The organism is Aliiroseovarius sp., from assembly GCF_965228805.1.
GTDB lineage: Bacteria > Pseudomonadota > Alphaproteobacteria > Rhodobacterales > Rhodobacteraceae > JASBTN01.
Map to the genome: position 1 here is coordinate 3,342,270 of NZ_CBDDIE010000003.1, position 19,871 is coordinate 3,362,140.

23 protein-coding genes are annotated in these 19,871 nt (G+C 63.9%); 13 read left to right on the forward strand and 10 right to left on the reverse strand.

What is annotated here, in order from left to right; all coding sequences use genetic code 11:
• The first annotated feature begins 24 nt into the window (after positions 1 to 24).
• A complete protein-coding gene (locus tag ACO07D_RS17570) occupies positions 25 to 1,095 on the forward strand; it encodes a site-2 protease family protein (RefSeq protein ID WP_421704228.1) in 1,071 nt (356 codons plus the stop codon).
• Here ACO07D_RS17570 and aroB read toward each other — a convergent pair.
• Together aroB and ACO07D_RS17580 are read right to left on the reverse strand one after the other, a co-directional pair.
• Entirely contained in the window at positions 1,092 to 2,201 is a 1,110-nt protein-coding gene (gene aroB / locus ACO07D_RS17575; RefSeq protein WP_421704229.1) for a 3-dehydroquinate synthase, read from the reverse strand. The genes ACO07D_RS17570 and aroB overlap by 4 nt on opposite strands.
• A gap of 3 nt (positions 2,202 to 2,204) precedes the next feature.
• Complete coding sequence (locus ACO07D_RS17580) at positions 2,205 to 2,777, reverse strand: shikimate kinase (protein WP_421704230.1); 573 nt, start codon at positions 2,775 to 2,777, stop codon at positions 2,205 to 2,207.
• An 85-nt stretch (positions 2,778 to 2,862) separates the two neighbouring features.
• Between ACO07D_RS17580 and ACO07D_RS17585 the strand changes: the two genes are divergently transcribed.
• Genes ACO07D_RS17585 through ACO07D_RS17595 form a run of 3 tightly spaced genes read left to right on the forward strand, consistent with a single transcriptional unit; the run spans position 2,863 to position 5,490 of the window.
• Complete coding sequence (locus ACO07D_RS17585) at positions 2,863 to 3,000, forward strand: hypothetical protein (RefSeq protein ID WP_421704231.1); 138 nt, start codon at positions 2,863 to 2,865, stop codon at positions 2,998 to 3,000.
• A complete protein-coding gene (locus tag ACO07D_RS17590) occupies positions 2,990 to 4,552 on the forward strand; it encodes a hypothetical protein (RefSeq protein WP_421704232.1) in 1,563 nt (520 codons plus the stop codon). Before ACO07D_RS17585 ends, ACO07D_RS17590 begins: the two co-directional genes overlap by 11 nt.
• Positions 4,549 to 5,490 (forward strand): site-specific tyrosine recombinase XerD, encoded by a 942-nt coding sequence (locus ACO07D_RS17595; RefSeq protein ID WP_421704233.1) that lies wholly within the window; start codon positions 4,549 to 4,551, stop codon positions 5,488 to 5,490. Before ACO07D_RS17590 ends, ACO07D_RS17595 begins: the two co-directional genes overlap by 4 nt.
• Before the next feature lie 57 nt (positions 5,491 to 5,547).
• On the opposite strand, the gene ACO07D_RS17600 is transcribed toward ACO07D_RS17595, so the two are convergent.
• Complete coding sequence (locus tag ACO07D_RS17600) at positions 5,548 to 5,991, reverse strand: type II toxin-antitoxin system RatA family toxin (protein WP_421704234.1); 444 nt, start codon at positions 5,989 to 5,991, stop codon at positions 5,548 to 5,550.
• Between the two features lie 72 nt (positions 5,992 to 6,063).
• Between ACO07D_RS17600 and hpt the strand changes: the two genes are divergently transcribed.
• Positions 6,064 to 6,609: a hypoxanthine phosphoribosyltransferase gene (gene hpt / locus ACO07D_RS17605; protein ID WP_421704235.1), complete on the forward strand. Its 546-nt coding sequence runs from the start codon at positions 6,064 to 6,066 to the stop codon at positions 6,607 to 6,609.
• Positions 6,610 to 6,612: 3 nt separating this feature from the next.
• On the forward strand, positions 6,613 to 6,795 hold the full coding sequence (locus ACO07D_RS17610; RefSeq protein WP_421704236.1) for a hypothetical protein: 183 nt from the start codon (positions 6,613 to 6,615) through the stop codon (positions 6,793 to 6,795).
• A 9-nt stretch (positions 6,796 to 6,804) separates the two neighbouring features.
• On the opposite strand, the gene lipA is transcribed toward ACO07D_RS17610, so the two are convergent.
• Positions 6,805 to 7,755, reverse strand: coding sequence for a lipoyl synthase (gene lipA, locus ACO07D_RS17615; RefSeq protein ID WP_421704237.1), 951 nt, complete (start codon positions 7,753 to 7,755; stop codon positions 6,805 to 6,807).
• Positions 7,756 to 7,995: 240 nt separating this feature from the next.
• Here lipA and ACO07D_RS17620 point away from each other — a divergent pair, with 240 nt between their 5' ends.
• Positions 7,996 to 8,541, forward strand: coding sequence for a peroxiredoxin (locus tag ACO07D_RS17620; protein WP_421704238.1), 546 nt, complete (start codon positions 7,996 to 7,998; stop codon positions 8,539 to 8,541).
• Positions 8,542 to 8,674: 133 nt separating this feature from the next.
• Here the strand turns inward: ACO07D_RS17620 and ACO07D_RS17625 are convergent, their stop codons facing one another.
• From ACO07D_RS17625 to ACO07D_RS17635, 3 genes are read right to left on the reverse strand one after another with little or no spacing between them, the layout of a single operon-like run.
• A complete protein-coding gene (locus ACO07D_RS17625; protein WP_421704239.1) occupies positions 8,675 to 9,196 on the reverse strand; it encodes a gamma carbonic anhydrase family protein in 522 nt (173 codons plus the stop codon).
• A complete protein-coding gene (gmk, locus tag ACO07D_RS17630; RefSeq protein WP_421704240.1) occupies positions 9,193 to 9,849 on the reverse strand; it encodes a guanylate kinase in 657 nt (218 codons plus the stop codon). The genes ACO07D_RS17625 and gmk overlap by 4 nt, the downstream gene beginning before the upstream one ends.
• Positions 9,850 to 9,852: 3 nt before the next feature.
• Entirely contained in the window at positions 9,853 to 10,743 is an 891-nt protein-coding gene (locus tag ACO07D_RS17635; protein WP_421704241.1) for a YicC/YloC family endoribonuclease, read from the reverse strand.
• A gap of 200 nt (positions 10,744 to 10,943) precedes the next feature.
• On the opposite strand from ACO07D_RS17635, the gene ACO07D_RS17640 reads away from it, so the two are divergent.
• Positions 10,944 to 11,642 carry a PAS domain-containing protein gene (locus ACO07D_RS17640; protein ID WP_421704242.1) on the forward strand — a complete coding sequence of 233 codons (699 nt, stop codon included), beginning with the start codon at positions 10,944 to 10,946 and terminating at the stop codon, positions 11,640 to 11,642.
• 57 nt (positions 11,643 to 11,699) lie between these two features.
• Here the strand turns inward: ACO07D_RS17640 and ACO07D_RS17645 are convergent, their stop codons facing one another.
• Together ACO07D_RS17645 and ACO07D_RS17650 are read right to left on the reverse strand one after the other, a co-directional pair.
• Positions 11,700 to 12,374: a hypothetical protein gene (locus ACO07D_RS17645; protein WP_421704243.1), complete on the reverse strand. Its 675-nt coding sequence runs from the start codon at positions 12,372 to 12,374 to the stop codon at positions 11,700 to 11,702.
• 109 nt (positions 12,375 to 12,483) lie between these two features.
• Complete coding sequence (locus ACO07D_RS17650; protein WP_421704244.1) at positions 12,484 to 13,857, reverse strand: class II 3-deoxy-7-phosphoheptulonate synthase; 1,374 nt, start codon at positions 13,855 to 13,857, stop codon at positions 12,484 to 12,486.
• Positions 13,858 to 14,036: 179 nt separating this feature from the next.
• Here ACO07D_RS17650 and ACO07D_RS17655 point away from each other — a divergent pair, with 179 nt between their 5' ends.
• Together ACO07D_RS17655 and ACO07D_RS17660 are read left to right on the forward strand one after the other, a co-directional pair.
• Complete coding sequence (locus ACO07D_RS17655; RefSeq protein ID WP_421704245.1) at positions 14,037 to 15,035, forward strand: GlxA family transcriptional regulator; 999 nt, start codon at positions 14,037 to 14,039, stop codon at positions 15,033 to 15,035.
• Complete coding sequence (locus ACO07D_RS17660; RefSeq protein ID WP_421704246.1) at positions 14,963 to 15,541, forward strand: GNAT family N-acetyltransferase; 579 nt, start codon at positions 14,963 to 14,965, stop codon at positions 15,539 to 15,541. Before ACO07D_RS17655 ends, ACO07D_RS17660 begins: the two co-directional genes overlap by 73 nt.
• Positions 15,542 to 15,566: 25 nt before the next feature.
• On the opposite strand, the gene ACO07D_RS17665 is transcribed toward ACO07D_RS17660, so the two are convergent.
• Positions 15,567 to 16,658 carry a PQQ-dependent sugar dehydrogenase gene (locus ACO07D_RS17665; RefSeq protein ID WP_421704247.1) on the reverse strand — a complete coding sequence of 364 codons (1,092 nt, stop codon included), beginning with the start codon at positions 16,656 to 16,658 and terminating at the stop codon, positions 15,567 to 15,569.
• A gap of 221 nt (positions 16,659 to 16,879) precedes the next feature.
• Here ACO07D_RS17665 and ACO07D_RS17670 point away from each other — a divergent pair, with 221 nt between their 5' ends.
• The 3 genes from ACO07D_RS17670 to ACO07D_RS17680 all read left to right on the forward strand — a co-directional run bounded on the left by ACO07D_RS17670 (position 16,880) and on the right by ACO07D_RS17680 (position 19,869).
• Positions 16,880 to 18,061, forward strand: coding sequence for an ABC transporter substrate-binding protein (locus ACO07D_RS17670; protein ID WP_421704248.1), 1,182 nt, complete (start codon positions 16,880 to 16,882; stop codon positions 18,059 to 18,061).
• Positions 18,062 to 18,207: 146 nt separating this feature from the next.
• On the forward strand, positions 18,208 to 18,993 hold the full coding sequence (locus ACO07D_RS17675) for an ABC transporter ATP-binding protein (protein ID WP_421704249.1): 786 nt from the start codon (positions 18,208 to 18,210) through the stop codon (positions 18,991 to 18,993).
• Between the two features lie 51 nt (positions 18,994 to 19,044).
• Positions 19,045 to 19,869, forward strand: coding sequence for an ABC transporter ATP-binding protein (locus ACO07D_RS17680; RefSeq protein ID WP_421704250.1), 825 nt, complete (start codon positions 19,045 to 19,047; stop codon positions 19,867 to 19,869).
• Positions 19,870 to 19,871: the final 2 nt, after the last annotated feature.

The window sequence follows — 19,871 nt, forward strand, 5'->3', positions numbered from 1 at the left end:
AAACCAACAGACAGGAGGCGCGCGATGACATGGTCTTTCCCCATCGGGCGCCTCTTTGGCTCGCAGCTGCGTGTCCATGTAACCTTTCTGCTGCTCTTGGCCTTCATCGGCGCCTCGGCCTGGGCGGAACGCGGGCCGGAGGCGGCGCTCTGGACCACGATCTTCATCCTCCTGCTGTTCACCTGCGTCGTGGCGCATGAGTTCGGCCATGCCCTGATGGCGCGCCGGTTCGGCATTCGTACCCCGGACGTGACGCTTTTGCCCATCGGCGGGCTGGCGCGGCTGGAAAAGATGCCTGAAAAACCCGGACAGGAAATCCTTGTGGCGCTTGCCGGCCCGGCGGTGAATGTCGTGATCTGGGCAGTTCTGACGCTCCTGTTCGGCGCACCGACCGAACCTGACCAACTGACCGGCCTTGCCGTTGCACCTTCGACCCTGCCCGCACAGCTGGCCACACTCAACCTGATCCTGGCGATCTTCAACATGATCCCGGCCTTCCCGATGGATGGCGGCCGCGTGCTGCGCGCCGTGGTGGCGCTGTTCACCGACCGGGTCACCGCGACGCGCATTGCGGCGGGCGCGGGTCAGGTCGTGGCCTTCCTGATGGCGCTGACCGGGCTCATGTCCGGCAATCTGATGCTGGTGCTGATCGCGGGGTTCATCTTCATCGCGGCGGGCGGCGAAAGCGCCGATGTCGCCATGCGCGACGTGGCGCGCAAGCTGATGGCGCGCGATGCGATGATCACGGAGTATGAGGCGTTGCGCCCGGAGGATGCCATCGGCCTGGCCGCCACCACGCTGATCCGCACCACGCAGCACGAGTTTCCGGTGCTGGACGCAGGCGGCCATCTGGCGGGGTTCTTGACCCGCGAGGCGCTGTTTCACGCTATGGCCGAAGATCGTTCAGACACCCGCGTTGGTGATGTGATGCAGAGCGTGCCTGCGGTAACCCTGAGGGACGGGTTGGAGACGGTTCTGGAACGGCTGGGCACCAACCCGGCGGTGGCCGTGCTGGACCGCGAGCGGCACCTGCTGGGCTATATCACCCGCGAGAACGTGGGCGAGCTGATGGTGATCGCCAACACGCGGCGTTAACGGGCCTCTAGAGCCTCGGTCAGAACGTCCCGCACGACACCCATGTCCACGTCCGTGGCCACGAAAGCCTCGCCAATCGAGCGTGCCAGGATGAAGCGCAGCTTGCCGTCCAGAACCTTCTTGTCCTGGCCCATCAACTCGATCAGCCCGTCGGCATCGGGCAGATCACCGGGAATGTCCGCCATGTCCTTCATCATGCCCATGGCCGCCAGGTGTTCGCGGAAGCGCGAAGGGCTTTCCTGGCTCATCAACCCAAGCCGCGCGGAAGTTTCAAAGGCCAAGGCACAGCCGATGGCAACGCCTTCACCATGCAGCAGCCGGTCCGAATAACCTGTCGCGGCCTCCAGCGCATGGCCGAAGGTATGGCCCAGGTTTAAAAGCGCGCGGTCGCCCTGTTCGGTCTCGTCCCGCACCACGATATCGGCCTTCATCTGCACCGAATGGCGCACGGCCTCGGTGCGTTTGGCAACGTCGCCAGCCGCGAGCGCGGGGCCGTTATCCTCGAGCCATTCGAAGAACCTGGCATCGCCCAGCCCACCGTATTTCACCACCTCGCCGTAGCCCGCCAGAAAATCGCGTGGCTTGAGCGTGCCCAGCACGCCGATATCCGCCAGCACCAGCGAGGGCTGGTGAAAGGCGCCGATCAGGTTCTTGCCCGCAGGTGAATTGATCCCGGTCTTGCCGCCCACCGAGCTGTCGACCTGCGCCAGCAGCGTGGTCGGGATCTGCACGAAACGCACGCCCCGGCGCAGCACGGCGGCGGCAAAGCCCACCAGGTCGCCGATCACACCGCCGCCCAGGGCGATCACAACGTCCTTACGCTCGACCTTCTGTTCCAACAGCCATTCCACGGCACGGGTGAAATGCGGCCAGCTCTTGGTCGCCTCGCCCGCCGGCAGGGCCAGCGAAACCATCTCGACCCCCTCAGCCGCCAGACCGGCGCGCAGCGCCTCAAGGTGCAGGCCTGCCACGGTCTCGTCGGTGATGACCGCGACGCGCGGACGGTTCAGCAGCGGCGCAATCTCGGCCCCGGCGCGGTCCACCAGGCCGGTGCCGATGCGCACGTCATATTCGCGCCCCTCCAGGGGAACATGAACGATTTCCATGAGTTAGTCCTCTTCCAGCACGTCGGGCCGGGTCTTCAGCGCGGCGACGACCGCCTCGCACATGTCTTCGATGGAATATTCCGGCCGCGCATCCACCGCCAGATCGGCCAGAGCGTAAACCGGCACGCGGGTATTGTAGATCTCAGTCAGGGTCGCCTTGGGATCCGGCGTGCGCAGCAAGGGCCGTGTGTCCTTGTGCTTGACCCGGTTCCACAACAGCTCCAGATCGGCGCGCAGCCAGACCGAAACGCCCTTGTCGGTGATCATGTCACGATTGCGCTCAGCCAGGAAGGCCCCACCGCCGGTGGACAGGACCGCGCGTTCGGTCTCCAACAGGCGGCCAATGACCTCGCTTTCGCGGTCGCGAAAGAAATCCTCGCCATCGCGCGCGAAGATCTCGGCAATCGACATGTTCGCCGCCTTCACGATCTCTTCGTCGCTGTCCAGGAAATCAACGCCCAAACGGCGGGCCAAGGCCTGTCCCACTGCGGTTTTCCCCGCGCCCATCATGCCCACCATGACGATGGATTTCTTCACCCGAAAAGCCACTTTGGCGGCGCCTCGCCCATTTTTCACGTTTCTCCCCTGAATGGCGTGATATTGTCAAAAAGGCCATATATAAAACGCAGGCAGAGCAGACCGGGACAAGGAAACATAATAAATGCTGGGGCGATTGCTGAAATTTGTCGGAGTGCTGGTGATCCTGGGGGGCATTGGCCTCGTGGGCTATGCCTTTCTGGGCGATCTGTCGCCGCAGGTGGAACCGAAAAGCGTGACGGTGACGCTGGATGCGAACTGAGGCGCTGGCCCTTGCCTGTGTGCTGAGCCTGGGCGGGGCCGCCTGGGCTCAGGAGGGCGCAGCCCCTGAGACCAATGCCGACGCCGGACCGATGTCGGCCATCGACTGGCTGTCCGACAGCCTGGCCACACCGCGCACCCCCACCCTGCCCTCTGAGCCTGACGTGAGTACCGGCGCCACGGTCGAGGATGTGACCGTGCAGCCCCTGGGCCTGCCCATGCCCGATGCGGTCGGGTTGCTGCCCGTCTCGGTCACCGGCTTGCCGCGCGGGCTTTGGGGGGCTTCCCGCCCCGACGATCTGGCCCTGCGGTTTCGGCAGAACCAGCCGGACATGCTGCCCGCAATCCAGGCGCTGCTTTACACACTTCTGCTGGCGGAACTGGACGCGCCGGCCGGATCCGAACCCGGCTCTGACACTGTCTTCCTTGCCCGCGTCGACCGCCTGCTGTCCATGGGCGCGCTGGACCAGGCCGAGGCGCTCTTGTCACGCGCCGGGGCATCGAGCCCCGAGATTTTCCGCCGCTGGTTCGACACCGCGCTGCTCTTGGGCACGGAACACGAGCTTTGCGAGGTGCTGCGCGCAACGCCGGAACTGTCGCCAACATTTCCCGCGCGTATCTTCTGCCTGGCCCGGGGGGGCGACTGGAACGCCGCCGTGCTGACGCTGGAAACCGGGCGGGCTCTCGGCTTCATCAGCGAAGAGGAAGACGCGCTTTTGGCGCGTTTCCTGGACCCGCACCTGTTCGAGGGCGAGCCGCCGCTTACGCGACCCGCGCGGCCCACCCCACTGACCTTCCGCATGTTCGAAGCGATCGGAGAGCCGATCCCGACCGCCACCCTGCCCTTGGCCTTTGCGCAATCCGACCTGCGCGCCAATATCGGTTGGAAGGCCCGTGTCGAGGCCGGTGAACGCCTGGCGCGCACCGGGGCCGTAGGGGACAACCAGATCTGGGGCCTCTACAGCGAACGCCGCCCGGCCGCCTCCGGTGGAGTCTGGGACCGCATCGCCGCCCTGCAGGCGCTGGACGCCGCCATTGCCGCGCGCAATGCAGACCGGGTGGCCGAGGTGTTGCCCGACGCCTGGGCAGCGCTGGAGCAAGCCGAACTGGAAGTGCCGTTCTCGCATATCCACGGCAAGGCCCTGGCCGGAATGACGCTCGACGGGGATGTCGGCGCGCTGGCCCTGCGCATGGGGCTTTTGTCGATTGATGCCGAGGAGATCGCCCAAAGCGCCGCGCCGGGCAGCCCGATGGACCAGCTGTTGGTCGGCCTCGCCCGGGGTCAGGTCGATGGCCTCTCTGCCCCCTCGCCCGAGGCACAGGCGGTGATCGACGGGTTTACCGCCGACACTGTGCCGGTGCGTCTGGCGCCGCTGTTGGAGGCGGACCGGCTGGGCGAAGCGATCCTGCGTGCCATGGCGCTCTTTACCTCCGGCAGCCGGGGGGATCTGGACGAGGTCTCGGACGCGCTGGCACTGCTGCGTCACGTCGGGCTGGAGGCCACCGCGCGCCAGGCGGCCATCGAATACCTGGTTCTGGACCGTCGCGGATGACGGATGGTGTGACCCAGGACCAGGCGCGCTGGATCTCGGCCTTTCTGGAGGCGCAGGCCGCCGAGCTGGACGCCTCGCAGAACACGCTGCTGGCCTATGGGCGCGACCTGAAGGCCTTTGCCGAGTTTCTGGGCCCGGACGGGTTCGACAAGGTGACCCGCGACCGGATCGAGGGGTTCCTGATCGACTGCGAGGCCGAAGGCCTGGCCGCCTCCACCCGCGCACGGCGGCTGTCGGCGATCAAGCAGCTTTATCGGTTTGCTCATGAGGAAGGATGGCGTGAGGACAATCCGAGCCTCAAGGTAAAGGGCCCGGGCCGCGCCAAGACCCTGCCCAAGACACTGAGCGAGAAACAGGTGGAGGCGCTGCTGGAGGCCGCCCGCAAAAGGGGCCGCCGCGAGGACGATCGGTTGCGCAACACCTGTCTTATGGAACTGCTCTATGCCACCGGCATGCGGGTCAGCGAACTGGTCTCCCTGCCCGTTTCCGCCGCCCGGGGCGATCCGCGGATGCTGTTGGTGCTCGGCAAGGGGGGCAAGGAACGTATGGTGCCTCTTTCGCCCCCGGCCCGCACCGCCTTGGCCGCCTGGCTGCGCGCACGCGATGCGGCAGAGGATGCGGCGAAGGCCAAGGGCAAGGCACCATCACGGTTCCTCTTTCCCACCGGATCGGGCCAGGGCCACCTGACCCGACATCGGTTCTATGCGCTGATCAAGGAAATCGCAGTCACCGCCGGGGTATCGCCGGACGAGGTCACCCCCCATCGCCTGCGCCATGCCTTCGCCACCCATTTGCTGGCCAACGGCGCCGACCTGCGCGCGATCCAGACGCTGTTGGGCCATGCGGATATCTCGACCACCGAGATCTATACCCATGTGCTGGATGAGCGGTTGAAGGAACTGGTGCTGGAACATCATCCGCTGGCGTCGAAGGACTGACGCCAAAACTTTTCAGAAAAGTTTTGCCAAGAGTTTTCTGAAAACTCTTGGACCCGCTCAGCCGTAAAGCTCTTTCGCCCGCGCCTCGAACGCCTTCACGATCCGGTTCATCGCCTCGTAGAAAACAACGCCGATCAGCTTCTGCAACACCGCGTTCTTGAATTCGAAATCGACGAAGAACTCGATCTCGCAGCCCTCGGGGTGATCCCGGAACTCCCAATGTGACTTCATGTATTTGAACGGCCCGTCCAGGTATTCCATGTCCAGCCGTGTCTTCGGCACCAACACGGCGCGGCTGCCGAAACGTTCGCGAAAGACCTTGAAGCTGATCACCATATCCGCTTCCAGCTCGATCGACCCGTCGGCGCGTTCCCTTTGCGAGCGCACCCGGGCTGCCGAGTTCCAGGGCAGAAATTCCGGATAGCGCCGCACATCCGACACCAGGTCATACATCTGGTCGGGCGTATAGGGCAGGATCCGCGTTTCCCCATGTGTCGGCATTTTGGCTCACTTTCCGGTCGGCTTTCCGCGCCGACATGTGTAAGGATCGGGCCGGAAAATCAAGAGGTCCCCATGACGACGCGTCCATATGTCATCGATCAGCTCATCTCGGCCAAGTCGATTGCCGCCCGGGTCGAGGCCCTGGCACAGGAAATTCACGACGAGTTCGAAGGCACTGACAAGCTGGTCGTGGTTGGGTTGTTACGCGGATCTTTCGTCTTCATTGCCGATCTGGTGCGCGAGCTGGACCTGCCCGTGGAAGTCGATTTCCTCGAGGCGTCCTCCTACGGAAACTCCACCGAAAGCAGCCGGGAAGTCCGCATTCTCAAGGACTTGCGCGGGGAAATTCATGACCGGGACGTGCTGGTTGTCGAAGATATCGTCGACACCGGCCATACGCTGACCCAGGTGGTCAAGCTGCTCAAGGCCAAAGGGCCCGCGCGACTGAAGACCATCGCGCTGCTGGACAAGCCGTCGCGACGCGAGGTCGATATTCGTGCCGATTGGACCGGCTTCGAGATCCCCGATGAATTTGTCGTGGGCTACGGCATCGATTTCGCGCAACGTAATCGCAACCTCGACCATATCGGTAAGGTGCGATTCACCGACGAGGGCTGAGCGATGAAACCCCGTCAGCTTCTGCGCATGGCCAAATGGGCCAAGAACCCGCCGGGTGAGAAGCGGGTCAAGCTGGTGATCGGGGTGATCGTGATCTGTCTGGTCCTGGCCGGGTTCGAATATCTGTTCGGCTTCCCGGACTGGCTGGTGCCCGAGCGTATGCGCCCGGGCAAGTTGGGTCAGTAAGCTGCGGGATCAGCTCTGGCCGAGCTTCTCCATCCGCGCCGCGCGCAGTTTCTCGAAATCATTGCCCGCGTGGTAGGAACTGCGCGTCAGCGGTGTGGCCGAGACCATGCCGAACCCCTTGCCATAGGCCGCCTTTTCGTAGTCCTTGAACTCGTCCGGCGTCACGAAACGGGCAACAGCATGGTGTTTCGGGGTCGGCTGCAGATACTGGCCGATGGTCAGGAAGTCGATGTCAGCGGCACGCATGTCATCCATGACCTGCAGCACGCCCTGGCGGTCCTCGCCCAGGCCGACCATGATGCCCGACTTGGTGAACATCGACGGGTCCAGTTCCTTCACCCGTTGCAACAGGCGCAGCGAGTGGAAGTAGCGCGCGCCGGGGCGCACGGTCGGATAGAGGCCCGGCACGGTTTCCAGGTTGTGGTTGAACACGTCCGGCTTGGCGGCGACCACGACTTCCAGCGCCTCGGGGGCGCATTTCAGAAAGTCCGGGGTCAGAATTTCAATGGTGGTTGAGGGCGAACGGTGGCGAATGGCGCGAATGGTCTGGGCGAAATGCTCGGCCCCGCCGTCATCCACGTCATCCCGGTCCACGGAGGTAATAACCACGTGGTTCAGCTTCAGCTTGGCCACCGCATCGGCAACCCGGCCCGGTTCGAACGCGTCCAGCGCGTCGGGCTTGCCGGTAGCTACATTGCAGAAGGTGCAGCCGCGGGTGCAGATCTCGCCCATGATCATCATGGTGGCGTGACCGGCGCTCCAACATTCGCCGGCGTTCGGACAGGCGGCCTCCTCGCAGACCGTGGCAAGCTTGTGCTCGCGCATGATCTTGTGCGTCTCGGCATAGGCCTTGCCCCCCGGCGCCCGCACGCGGATCCAGCTCGGTTTCTTCGGCTGGGCATTGTCGGGACGATGCGCCTTTTCGGGATGGCGCTGGTCGGGGAGTTTCAGATCACGCATGGGTCCGCCTTCGATTGCCTTTGCGTCACATAAGACATGTTGACCTTTTTTGTAACCTGCATTTCCTGCAAAGGCGATATGCAACGGGATACAATAGCCGGAGCCGGGACGATTTGCCCCTATTGTCGCAGGCTGGCGAATTCACCGTTGCCAGGATTTTGGAATGGTTCTAAACACGTTCACGAACCCAGCGTGATTCCCACGCAAGGCCTATCCATACGACTGAAAAAGGAAGATCCCATGCATGCAGGCGTGCGCGTCCCCGACGTAACCTTCAAGACCCGTGTCCGCGATGACAGCATCGAGGGCCCGAACCCGTTCCGCTGGCAGGACGTGACCACCGCCGACTACTTTGCCGGTAAGCGCGTGGTTCTGTTCTCGCTGCCCGGCGCGTTCACCCCGACCTGCTCGACCTATCAGCTGCCCGGCTATGAGAACGGCCACGCCGACTTCACCGCCGAGGGCATCGACGAGATCTACTGCATGTCGGTCAACGACAGCTTCGTGATGAACAAATGGGCCCAGGCCCAGGAGCTGGAAAACGTGAAGGTGATCCCGGACGGTTCCGGCGAGTTCACCCGCAAGATCGGTATGCTGGTCGCCAAGGACAACCTGGGCTTCGGTGACCGCTCCTGGCGCTATGCCGCCGTCATCAAGGACGGTGTGGTCGAAGCCTGGTTCGAAGAGCCCGGCCGTGACGACAACTTCGGCTCGGACCCCTATGGCGAAAGCGCCCCGGAGACCGTGCTGGCCTGGCTGAAGGAACAGAAGGAAGCGGTGGCCTAAGCCCTGCCCCCTTCAAAGTGAGAAACGCGCGAACATGAAGGGCCGTCCCGGTTGGGGCGGCCCTTTCGTTTTGACTTGGCGGCACCAAAACTCTTCAGAAGAGTTTTGCAAATTCCTTCAAAAGGAATTTGGCTCAGTCGAGAGGTTTCAGCCCCTTGGCAAAGCGCCGCGCATTGGCCTGGTAATGTTCGGCGGACCGGTATAGCCCGGCAATCGCCGACTGATCCAGCTGGCGCACCACCTTGCCCGGCGCGCCCAGCACCATGGAGCCGTCGGGGATCTCTTTCCCTTCGGTCACCAGGGCGCCCGCCCCGATCAGGCAATTCTTGCCGATCTGGGCACCGTTCATCACGGTGGCATTCATGCCGATCAGGCTGCCCTCACCCACTGTGCAACCATGCAGCAGCACCTTGTGCCCCACGGTCACGTTGGCACCCAGGGTCAGCGGGCAGCCGGGGTCGGTGTGAAAGACGCAGTTTTCCTGCACATTGGTGCCCTCGCCGATCACGATCGGCTCGTTATCGGCGCGAATGGTGCAGCCGAACCAGACGCTGGCCCCGGCCTCCAGCGTCACCAGGCCGATGACATTGGCATCGGGTGCCACCCAGGCGGTTTCATGAATGTCGGGCACAATCCCGTCGAGTTCGTAAATCATTGATCTCCCTCCTCGAATTCCGCCTGCAACTTGCGCACATGGGTCAGCAACCCCGGCTGCTGGTTGCGCCGCTGGCGCGTCGCCTCGACGATGGTGATCAGCCGTGCGGCGGTCTTGTCCAGGTCGTCATTCACCAACACATAATCATAGCTGCCCCAGTGGCTGATCTCGTCCCAGCTCTTGTGCATGCGGCGCTGGATCACCTCATCGCTGTCCTGGCCGCGTCCGATCAGGCGCGATTTCAGCTCCTTGATCGAGGGCGGCAGAATGAAGATCGACAGCGAATGGGACGCCATGGCCGAGTTGCGGATCTGCACCTCACCTTGCCAGTCCACGTCGAACAGAACGTCCCGCCCGCCTTCGATGGCTTCACGCACCGGTCCGGCGGGCGAGCCATAGAAATTGCCGAAGACATGGGCGTGTTCCAGCATTTCACCCTGGGCCACCATCTCCTTGAACTTCGCCTCGGTGACGAAATGGTAATCCTTGCCGTCCACCTCGCCGGGGCGCGGGTCACGGGTGGTGGCAGAGACCGAGAAGCTCAGCGTCGGATCCCACTCCATCAGCCGCTTGGCCAGGGTCGATTTCCCCGCACCGGATGGCGAGGAGAGGATGATCAGAAGGCCGCGGCGTTGCTCGAGGGGGTCGCTCATGTCTTACTCCACATTCTGCACCTGTTCGCGCATCTGGTCGATCACCGCCTTGAGGTCAAGGCCGATCCGCGTCAGCTCGGCGAACTGCGCCTTGGAACAGAGCGTGTTGGCCTCGCGGTTGAACTCCTGCATGAGGAAATCGAGTTTGCGGCCGCGCGGTGCATCGCCGCCCAGCAACTCGCGCGCAGCCGCGACATGAGCAACCAGGCGGTCAAGCTCCTCGCGCACGTCGGTCTTGACCGCGATCAGGGCCAGCTCCTGGGCCACACGGTCTGCGTCGGCACCATCTGTGTTCTCCATCACCCGGGCCAATGCGGTGCGCAGGGTCTCGGCCTGCGCCTCGGAACGGGCATCGACCAGCGCGGCAGCCTCGGCCGTCAGCGCCTCGATCCGGTCGACCTGCCCCGCCAACACTTCGGCCAGGGCCGCGCCTTCCCGGGCGCGCATGTCATTGAACGAAGACAGCAACTCGGGCAGCTGTGCGGTGAGCGCCTTCAGAAGCGGCGCGGTGTCTTCCTCTGCTGCGGCCACGTCCAGCACACCGCGCATCCCAGCCAGGTCGGCAGCGGTCATCGGCGCGAGCGCCAGCCCCTTGGCCTCGGCGGCATGGGAGATTTCGGCGAGCAGGCTCAGGGTGCGGTCGAGCGCCGCGCCATTCAGCGCCAGCGCGCCTTCCTCCGCCGCCCGGGCAACGCGCAGCGAGACCGAGACATTGCCCCGCGCCGCAGCTCCGCCCACCGCCTTGCGAATGGCTGGCTCCAGCCCTTCGATCCAATCCGGCGCGCGCAGGCGGATATCCAGCCCCTTGGCGTTCACCGCACGGATGTCCCAACTCCAGGCAAAGTCACCGTACGCCCCCTTGAGCGCCGCGAAACCCGTCATCGAATAGACCATTGCCATCCCCTCGGTCCTTCCCTGCCCGCTTCTGGTTGCCTGTCACCAAGCCCCCAGCGGGGTTAACCATTTGTTTAGTTTTTGCACCACTTCGCCGTGGTTTCGTGTCATGTTAAGACATCGGTAACGAATATCGATTGAAGGGTTAGCAGACGGTAAACGGCGAAACAACAGGCGCTGGGGCCGTAAGGGGTTAGGACATGAAGATCGAGTATCTCAAGGGATCGAACGTGATTTCCATCGCGCCTGCGCGCACGCAGCAGCATTTCCCGGCGATCTCGCAGGTCGAGGCCTATTGGGAAGGGCTGCGCAACGGCCGCTTGATGCCGACCCGCTCGGAGGTCGATCCGCGCGGCATTTCCGACATTCTAGAGTTCGCCTTCGTGCTGGAAAAGATCGCACCCGGCATGGCGCGCATCCGTCTGGCCGGCATGCACCTGAACGACCTTATGGGCATGGAGGTGCGTGGCATGCCGCTGACCGCGATGTTCCTGCCCGAGGCGCGCCGCCAGATCCAGCGCACGCTTGAGCTGGTGTTCGAGCGCCCCTCGACCGCGCGCCTGACCCTGTCGGGCGACAAGGGCATGACCCGCCCGGCGCTGGAGGCGCAGCTGTACCTCGCGCCGCTGAAGGGCGAGGATGGCCAGCCCAATCGCATCCTCGGCGCGCTGCAGGCCAACGGCAAGATCGGCCGGGCCCCGCGCCGTTTCACCGTGCGCGAGAGCGAAATCAACGCGCTGGTCGATGACACCCCGCTGACCCCGCGCGAGGCGGCGGAGCTGAACATTCCGGGTTTTGCCGAACACGCCCGTGGTTTCGACCGGGCGCCGATTGCGCCCAAAACCGAGGACAAGCCCAAGCGCGGATCGCATCTGCGCCTGGTTGCCGACAACGACTGATAAACGGCCCGAAGGCCGGTCTGACAGGATCCCCCGCACCATCCCGGCGCGGGGGGGTCAGTTGGGCGGCGGGAACGGCGCACCCGGCGCGCAGGGCTCGGTTGCCATCTGGCCCCGGCAGGCTTCAACCGCAGAGAGGTAGGCCTGCCCCCAATCGTCCAGCTCCATGGTGCGGGCCCTGTCCAGCCAGGTCGCAGCCTCGGCGTCGCGTCCCGCCGCGAGAAGCGCGAAACCAGCCAGCGCCGCCAGAACCCCTTCGTCGGGCTGTTCGGCAAGCCGCCGTTCGAACTCCTGCAACACCCGATCAAGCCGCGCTGGATCGGCCAGGACCGCCCCGCTGTCCTGCCACAACCCGTTCAACGCCAGGCCGAACTGGTGTTCCCTATCCTCGAACCAGGTCGCCAGTGCCAGGGCCCGATCCCAGGGGGGACGGGCGCGCATGGCGGTCCAGTCATCGGAGGCGATCATCTGTTGAAGCCCCTCGACCTCGGCCGCGTCAAACTCGCGATACACCGGCAGACCATTGCCCGGGCAGACCGGCAGCAGGGTGACGAAATCGCAGGAAGTCACGGGTCTTAGAAGCATCGTGCGCCCAAGTTGGGAGCAGCTGAGCGTTCCGGTAATGGTGAACTCTTCACCACCAACGGGACAGGTGAAGGGCTCTTCGATCGGCTCACCTGCCAAAATGGGGCTGGCACAGAGCACAAGCGGGGCAATCACGGGCAGGCGCATGGCAAACCTCATCGTCGAATGTGCCCACCCTGCCCCGCAACGTCTTAACGGACAACAAAAAAACCCCGGTCGCCAGGACCGGGGTTCTCTGCATTCGTATGGGTGGCAATCAACCTGCCTTGGCCTGTTTGACCGGGCCTTCGCGCAGGGCCGACAGTTCCTCGGCCACCAGGAAGGCCAGTTCCAGCGACTGCGACGCGTTCAGACGCGGGTCGCAGGCGGTGTGGTAGCGGTCCGACAGGTCCTCGTCCTTGACCGCGCGCACACCACCGGTGCATTCGGTCACGTCCTGGCCGGTCATCTCGAAATGCACGCCGCCGGGGATCGAGCCCTCGGCCTTGTGCACGGCGAAGAATTCCTGAACCTCGCGCAGCACGCTGTCAAAGGGCCGGGTCTTGTACCCGCTGGCCGATTTGATCGTGTTGCCGTGCATCGGGTCGCAGGACCAAACCACATTCGCGCCCTCTTCCTGCACGGTCTTGATCAGACGCGGCAGGTGGTCGGCCACCTTGCCGGCGCCGAATCGTGCGATCAGGGTCAGGCGACCGGCTTCGTTCTCCGGGTTCAGCTTGCCCATCAGCACCTTGAGGTCTTCCTCGGTGGTGGTCGGGCCGCATTTCAACCCGATCGGGTTGATCACGCCGCGGCAGAATTCGACATGGGCGCCATCAGGCTGACGGGTTCGGTCGCCGATCCAGATCATGTGGCCCGAGCCCGCAACGGTCTTGCCGGTGGTCACATCCAGACGGGTCAGCGCCTCTTCATACTCCAGCAGCAGCGCCTCGTGCGAGGTGTAGAAATCCACCGTCTGCAGCGTGTGCAGCTTGTCGGCGGTGATGCCCGCGGCCTTCATGAAGTCCAGCGTATCGGACAGGCGGTTGGCCATATCGCGGTATTTCTGCGCCTCTTCCTTCTCGGTGAAACCAAGGGTCCACTGGTGCACCTGGTGCACATCCGCCAGACCACCGGTCGAAAAGGCGCGCAACAGGTTCACCGTCGCCGCCGACTGCGTGTAGGCTTTCAGCATCTTGCGCGGATCCGGGATGCGGGCGTCGGCGGTGAAATCCAGTTCGTTGATGATATCACCACGGTAGCTGGGCAGTTCCACGCCATCCAGGGTCTCGGTCGGAGCCGAGCGCGGCTTGGCGAATTGGCCCGCCATGCGGCCCACTTTCACCACCGGCACCTTGGCACCATAGGTCAGCACCATGGCCATCTGCAGCATGACCTTGAACGTGTCGCGAATATTGTCGCCGGAGAACTCGGCGAAGCTTTCGGCACAGTCGCCGCCCTGCAGCAGGAACGCCTCGCCGCGCGCAGCCTTGGCCAGCTCGCCGCGCAGCCGCATCGCTTCGCCCGCAAAGACGAGCGGCGGATATTTGGCGAGCTGATCCTCGACCTCCGCCAGGGCGGCGGGGTCGGTATATTCCGGCATCTGCACCCGCGGCTTGTTGCGCCATGCAGTTTTAACCCAGTCCGTCATCATCTTTGCTCCGATAGATACATTTCGTGATACCGTTAACGGCATCAGGTGCCCCATATAGCCGAACTTGCCGCGCCTGCAAACATGGTTGTGTCGCAAAAAAGCGACCGAACTTGTCTTGATCGGTCTGTGCAAACCTGTTGGAGTGGTCTAAGCCCGCGCCCGGAAAAGGGAGAGCCATGAGTCGCGCCAATACCACAGCCTTCGAAGCCCCGGAAAAACCCCGGCGCTTTGTCTTCGTTCTCTTGAACGATTTCACGCTGCTCAGCTTCGCGGGCGCGCTGGATGCGCTGCGCATCGCCAACCGGAATTTCGGCGGCGAGGGCTATGAATGGGTGCTTTGTGGCGAAGGCGGCGAAAGCGTGACCAGCTCGGCCGGGCCGGAGTTCAAGCTGGACATGGATCTGGAAGAGCTCAAGCGCGACGATACCGTGCTGATCTGTTCCGGCGTGAACGTGCAGAGCAACACGACGAAACGCATGCTGAACTGGCTGCGCCGCGAGGCGCGCCGGGGGGTGGCGATCGGCGGGCTGTGCACCGCTGCCCACGTAATGGCAAGGGCCGGGCTGCTGGACGGCAAGCGCGCGACGATCCATTGGGAGAACCACGACAGTTTTGCCGAGGAGTTCGACGAGGTCGAGCTGACCAAGTCGGTCTTCGTGGTCGATGGCAACCGCATGACCACGGCGGGTGGCACCAGTTCGATCGACCTGATGCTGAAACTGATCGCCGATGATCACGGTGAAGAGGTCGCCAATGTGGTGGCCGATCAGCAGATCTATACCACCATCCGCACCGATCAGGACACACAGCGCCTGTCCGTGCCGACCCGCATCGGCGTGCGTCACCCGAAACTCTCGGCCGTGATCCAGATGATGGAAGCCAATATCGAGGAGCCCGTGTCGCCTTCGATCCTGGCCAAGGACGTGGGCATGTCGACGCGCCAGCTGGAGCGGTTGTTCCGCCGCTACCTGAACCGCTCGCCGAAACGCTATTACATGGAGCTGCGCCTGCAGAAGGCGCGCAACTTGTTGATGCAGACCGACATGAGCGTGATCAACGTGGCCCTGGCCTGCGGCTTTGCCAGCCCTTCGCATTTCTCGAAATGCTACCGGGCACATTACAACACCACGCCCTACCGCGAACGCGGCAGCCAGGCGACGCGTCTGTCGGTGTGATCAAGACCGCGCGCCTGACCCTGCGTCCACCCTGCCCCGCCGATCTGGCCCCGCTTCACGCAATTTTCTCAGATGCGCGTGCAATGCGGTTCTGGAGCCATGAGGCGCATGAGGACCTTGCGCGCACGCAAGAGACCCTGAACGGGATGGTCGAAAGCCACACCCAAACCGGGTTGGAGCTTGTGATCGAGAGGAACGGCCATGTGATCGGCAAGGCCGGTTTGTGGCGGATGGCCGAGATCGGATATATCCTTCATCCGGACCACTGGGGCCAAGGCCTGGCGCAGGAGGCGCTTGAGGCCGTCCTGGAAGCGGCCTGGGCCCTGCACCCGGAGTTACAGGAAATCAACGCCGAGATCGACCCGCGCAATGACAGTTCGGCCCGTCTGCTGGCCCGGCTGGGCTTTGTCGAAACGCACCGGGCAGAAAGAACGATCAAAGTCTGGGGAGAATGGTGTGACAGCGCTTATTACGTGCTGAAACGGGGCGCTCCCGTCTGTACGTGACACCTTCGGCGGGCCGCAATTCAGGTCACCCCGGCGCAAGCCTCAGCAAAGTCCCATTACCCACAGACAGGATCCAGATTGCCCCATCCGGCCCCTCCCGCACATCACGCACGCGCAGGGTGTCGTCCGAGGCCAGCCGCTCCTCGGCCCAGCCAGCCGGGTTCAGGCGCGACAGGTAGTCGAATTTCAGCGAGCCGACGAAGACATGACCGCGCCACTGCGGCCAGAGCTTGCCAGAATAGATCATCATGCCCGATGGCGCGATCGAAGGATCCCAGAAGAAGGCGGGCTGCTCCATGCCGTCCTTTCGCGTGCCCTCGCCGATCTTCGCGCCGGAATAATGCCGACCATAGGCGATGACCGGCCAGCCGTAGTTCGCCCCCCGTTGCACGCGGTTCACCTCGTCGCCGCCCTGCGCACCATGTTCGACGACCCAGAGCCGCCCATCCAGCCCCAGAGTCGCCCCCTGGGGGTTGCGGTGACCGTAGGACCAGATCTCGGGCTGGGCGCCATCGGCGCCGACGAAGGGGTTGTCCCCGGGCACCGAGCCATCGCGATTGATGCGAATGACGCTGCCCTCGTGACGCGCCAGATTCTGCGCCGCCGGGCGGTCCCCGCGTTCGCCCACGGTCAGAAACAGCCGCCCGTCCGGTGCCTCAACGATGCGCGAGCCGAAATGTCGCCCGCCGGAGCTGCCCGGCGCCATCTCAAAGATCACCCGGAAATCCACTAGGGAAGTACCCTCCAGGCGCCCCACTCCAAGTGCCGTGCCCGCATCCGCCCGCAGCCCGCCGCCCTGGCGTTTGGAGAAGCTCAGGAACACCTCGCGACTCGTCGCGAAATCGCGCGGCACCATCACGTCCAGCAGACCGCCCTGCCCGCGCGCGACCACATCGGGCACGCCCGAGACCTTCTCCCGCCTGCCGCCCTGCAGAAGCCACAGCATCCCGTCTCGTTCGGTAACCAGAACACCGCCGCCCGGCAGAAAGGCAAAGCCCCAGGGAAACTCCAGTCCATCAGCCACGACCTCGACCCGGATCGGGCCCTGGGATGTGTCGATAACCTGCGCCTTCAGCGGAGACGTGAAGAGCAGGACAAGCAGGATCAGACGAAACATGGGGACACCTCGAGTGGTTTGCACCAGCCTGACGCCAAGCGTCCCCAAGGTCCACATTCCATACGCAAAAGTGAATGTGAAACCGGCACCATACACCCTGTCGCATTTCACCTGCCAATTGTCCGATTGCGCTCCGATTTCCGCCGATTCCGCCCTTTTCAATCGAACAATCCACAACTACTGTGAAGGCCGGAAATTTGTTCCAATTGGGAGAGAACACAATGAAAAAGCTGCTTCTGGCTTCGGCCGCGACAGCGCTGGTCGCGGGCGCCGCCCAGGCCGAGGACGTGAAACTGGGCGTGATCCTGGGCTTTACCGGCCCGATTGAATCGCTGACCCCGCACATGGCCGCGGGCGCCGAGCTGGCAATGGAAGAAGTCACCGCCTCGGGCAAGTTCATGGGTGGGTCCTCCGTGACCTCCGTGCGCGCCGACTCGACCTGTGTTGACGCCGCCGCCGCCACCGCCGCTGCCGAACGACTGATCACCGCCGAAGGCGTCAAGGGCATCATGGGCGCCGACTGCTCGGGCGTGACCGGTGCCGTGCTGGCAAACGTTGCCGTGCCCAACGGCATGGTCATGATCTCGCCCTCGGCGACCTCGCCGGGCCTGACCTCGGCCGAAGACAACGGGCTGTTCTTCCGCACCGCCCCGTCGGACGCCCGCCAGTCGGCCGTCATGTCGCAGATCCTGATGGAAGGCGGCGTGAAATCGGTCGCCGTGACCTACACCAACAACGACTACGGCAAGGGCATGGCCGACGCCTTCAAGGCCGAATTCGAAGCCGCCGGTGGTGAAGTGACCATCGTCGCCGCCCACGAAGACGGCAAGGCGGACTACACCGCCGAAGTCGGCGCGCTGGCCTCGGCCGGTGGCGACGTGCTGGTTGTTGCGGGCTACGTGGACCAGGGCGGTGCCGGCATCGTGCGCGGCGCGCTGGACACCGGTGCGTTTGACACGTTCCACTTCCCGGACGGCATGATCGGCGCCAACCTGACCGGCAACTTCGGGTCGGACATCGACGGCTCGACCGGCCAGGTGCCGGGCACCGACAGCCCGGGTGCTGCCACCTTCGCCGAGATGGTGGGCGACAAGTTCGACGTCACCTCGCCCTACACCGGCGAGAGCTATGACGCGGCCGCGCTGCTGATGCTGGCCATGCAGGCCGCCGGTTCCGCCGAGCCGGGCGACTACGTGTCGAAGATCGAAATGGTCGCCAACGCCCCGGGTGAAAAGATCTATCCGGGCGAACTGGCCAAGGGTCTGGAAATCCTTGCGGCTGGTGGAGACATCGACTATGTCGGCGCGACCGCGGTCGAGCTGATCAACGGTGGCGAGGCCGCTGGCTCCTACCGTCAGATCAAGATCGAAGGTGGCGAGCAGATGACGGTCGGCTACCGCTGATCCGAGATCGCAACCGATTTCGAGGCAGCCCGGGAATTCCCGGGCTGTTTCCATAAAAACGACGCCCCAACTTCAAGTTGTGGCAACAGAACGAACCAACCAAAGGTTGGTCAAAACGGGCCAACCTCGCGTTGGAAGGGGACACCATGATCGTCATCGAAGACGTTCACAAGCATTTCGGCGGCTTCCACGCGGTGGATGGCGCGACCATGACCATCCATGACGGCTCGATCACTGGAATGATCGGCCCGAACGGGGCCGGAAAAACCACTCTTTTCAACGTGATCGCGGGCGTTCTTGAACCGACCAGTGGGCGTGTGACCATGGGTGGCGAGGATATCACCGGCCTGCCCCCGCATGAGCTCTTTCACAAGGGTCTCTTGCGCACCTTCCAGATCGCGCATGAGTTCGGCTCGATGACCTGTCGCGAGAACCTGATGATGGTGCCGGGCGGGCAGTCGGGCGAAAGCCTGTGGAACACCTGGTTCGGCCGCAAGCGCATCGCCGACGAGGAACGCGCGCTCGCTGCCCGCGCGGATGAAGTGCTTGATTTCCTGACCATTTCCCACCTGGCCGACCATCCGGCCGGGGCGATTTCGGGCGGGCAGAAGAAACTCCTGGAACTGGGCCGTACCATGATGGTGGACGCCAAGATCGTCTTCCTCGACGAGGTCGGCGCCGGCGTGAACCGCACGCTTCTGAACACGATCGGCGACGCGATCATCCGCCTCAACAAGGAACGCGGCTATACCTTCGTCGTGATCGAACACGACATGGACTTCATCGGCCGCCTCTGCGACCCGGTCATCTGCATGGCCGAGGGCAAGGTCCTGGCCGAAGGCACGCTGGACGAGATCAAGGCCAACGAACAGGTGATCGAGGCTTACCTGGGCACCGGCCTGAAGAACAAGGACAAGCTGGAGAACGCCTGAGCCCTTCCGGGCCCGCTTTCCAGCGGCTGAACAGCCGATAGGACGACGACGATGAGCACCAATCCCTATGGCGATCACGGCAACAAGGATGCCTCGATCACCAACCCGCATGGCCAGGGCACCATGACGCCCATCGAAGATACCGGTCCGGCGGTCCCCTCTCCGGGTGGCCCCTTCCTGATCGGCGACACGATGACCGGCGGCTATGGCAAGGGTCCGAACATCCTGCATGAATGCACCATCGCCGTGGAAAAGGGCGAGATCGCGGTGATCGTCGGCCCCAACGGCGCCGGCAAGTCCACCGCGATGAAAGCGGTCTTCGGCATGCTGAACGTGCGCGAGGGCGCGGTGAAGCTGGATGGCGAGGATATCACCAAGCTCTCCCCCCAGGCCCGGGTGCACAAGGGCATGGGTTTCGTACCGCAGACCCACAACATCTTTACCTCGATGACGGTCGAAGAGAACCTCGAGATGGGTGCCTTCATCCGCACCGATGACATCAAACACACGATGGAACAGGTCTATGAGCTGTTCCCGATCCTGCGCGACAAACGCAACCAGGCGGCGGGCGAACTGTCGGGCGGTCAACGCCAGCAGGTCGCCGTCGGCCGCGCGCTGATGACCCAGCCGACCGTTCTGATGCTGGACGAACCCACCGCCGGTGTCTCGCCCATCGTGATGGATGAACTTTTTGACCGGATCATCGAGGTTGCGCGGACGGGCATCTCCATCCTGATGGTCGAACAGAACGCCCGCCAAGCCCTTGAAATCGCGGACAAAGGTTATGTCCTCGTCCAGGGCCGCAACGCCCATACCGGCACCGGCAAGGAGCTTCTGGCCGACCCCGACGTCCGCGCGAGCTTCCTGGGGGGCTGATT

What these genes read in the sequence shown, in the direction of transcription:
- ACO07D_RS17570 (WP_421704228.1), top strand. Translation starts at nt 25, where the DNA reads ATGACATGGTCTTTCCCCATCGGGCGCCTCTTTGGCTCGCAGCTGCGT.
- aroB (WP_421704229.1), bottom strand. Translation starts at nt 2,201, where the DNA reads ATGGAAATCGTTCATGTTCCCCTGGAGGGGCGCGAATATGACGTGCGC.
- ACO07D_RS17585 (WP_421704231.1), top strand. Translation starts at nt 2,863, where the DNA reads ATGCTGGGGCGATTGCTGAAATTTGTCGGAGTGCTGGTGATCCTGGGG.
- ACO07D_RS17590 (WP_421704232.1), top strand. Translation starts at nt 2,990, where the DNA reads ATGCGAACTGAGGCGCTGGCCCTTGCCTGTGTGCTGAGCCTGGGCGGG.
- ACO07D_RS17595 (WP_421704233.1), top strand. Translation starts at nt 4,549, where the DNA reads ATGACGGATGGTGTGACCCAGGACCAGGCGCGCTGGATCTCGGCCTTT.
- ACO07D_RS17600 (WP_421704234.1), bottom strand. Translation starts at nt 5,991, where the DNA reads ATGCCGACACATGGGGAAACGCGGATCCTGCCCTATACGCCCGACCAG.
- hpt (WP_421704235.1), top strand. Translation starts at nt 6,064, where the DNA reads ATGACGACGCGTCCATATGTCATCGATCAGCTCATCTCGGCCAAGTCG.
- ACO07D_RS17610 (WP_421704236.1), top strand. Translation starts at nt 6,613, where the DNA reads ATGAAACCCCGTCAGCTTCTGCGCATGGCCAAATGGGCCAAGAACCCG.
- lipA (WP_421704237.1), bottom strand. Translation starts at nt 7,755, where the DNA reads ATGCGTGATCTGAAACTCCCCGACCAGCGCCATCCCGAAAAGGCGCAT.
- ACO07D_RS17620 (WP_421704238.1), top strand. Translation starts at nt 7,996, where the DNA reads ATGCATGCAGGCGTGCGCGTCCCCGACGTAACCTTCAAGACCCGTGTC.
- ACO07D_RS17625 (WP_421704239.1), bottom strand. Translation starts at nt 9,196, where the DNA reads ATGATTTACGAACTCGACGGGATTGTGCCCGACATTCATGAAACCGCC.
- gmk (WP_421704240.1), bottom strand. Translation starts at nt 9,849, where the DNA reads ATGAGCGACCCCCTCGAGCAACGCCGCGGCCTTCTGATCATCCTCTCC.
- ACO07D_RS17635 (WP_421704241.1), bottom strand. Translation starts at nt 10,743, where the DNA reads ATGGTCTATTCGATGACGGGTTTCGCGGCGCTCAAGGGGGCGTACGGT.
- ACO07D_RS17640 (WP_421704242.1), top strand. Translation starts at nt 10,944, where the DNA reads ATGAAGATCGAGTATCTCAAGGGATCGAACGTGATTTCCATCGCGCCT.
- ACO07D_RS17645 (WP_421704243.1), bottom strand. Translation starts at nt 12,374, where the DNA reads ATGCGCCTGCCCGTGATTGCCCCGCTTGTGCTCTGTGCCAGCCCCATT.
- ACO07D_RS17650 (WP_421704244.1), bottom strand. Translation starts at nt 13,857, where the DNA reads ATGACGGACTGGGTTAAAACTGCATGGCGCAACAAGCCGCGGGTGCAG.
- ACO07D_RS17655 (WP_421704245.1), top strand. Translation starts at nt 14,037, where the DNA reads ATGAGTCGCGCCAATACCACAGCCTTCGAAGCCCCGGAAAAACCCCGG.
- ACO07D_RS17660 (WP_421704246.1), top strand. Translation starts at nt 14,963, where the DNA reads ATGCTACCGGGCACATTACAACACCACGCCCTACCGCGAACGCGGCAG.
- ACO07D_RS17665 (WP_421704247.1), bottom strand. Translation starts at nt 16,658, where the DNA reads ATGTTTCGTCTGATCCTGCTTGTCCTGCTCTTCACGTCTCCGCTGAAG.
- ACO07D_RS17670 (WP_421704248.1), top strand. Translation starts at nt 16,880, where the DNA reads ATGAAAAAGCTGCTTCTGGCTTCGGCCGCGACAGCGCTGGTCGCGGGC.
- ACO07D_RS17675 (WP_421704249.1), top strand. Translation starts at nt 18,208, where the DNA reads ATGATCGTCATCGAAGACGTTCACAAGCATTTCGGCGGCTTCCACGCG.
- ACO07D_RS17680 (WP_421704250.1), top strand. Translation starts at nt 19,045, where the DNA reads ATGAGCACCAATCCCTATGGCGATCACGGCAACAAGGATGCCTCGATC.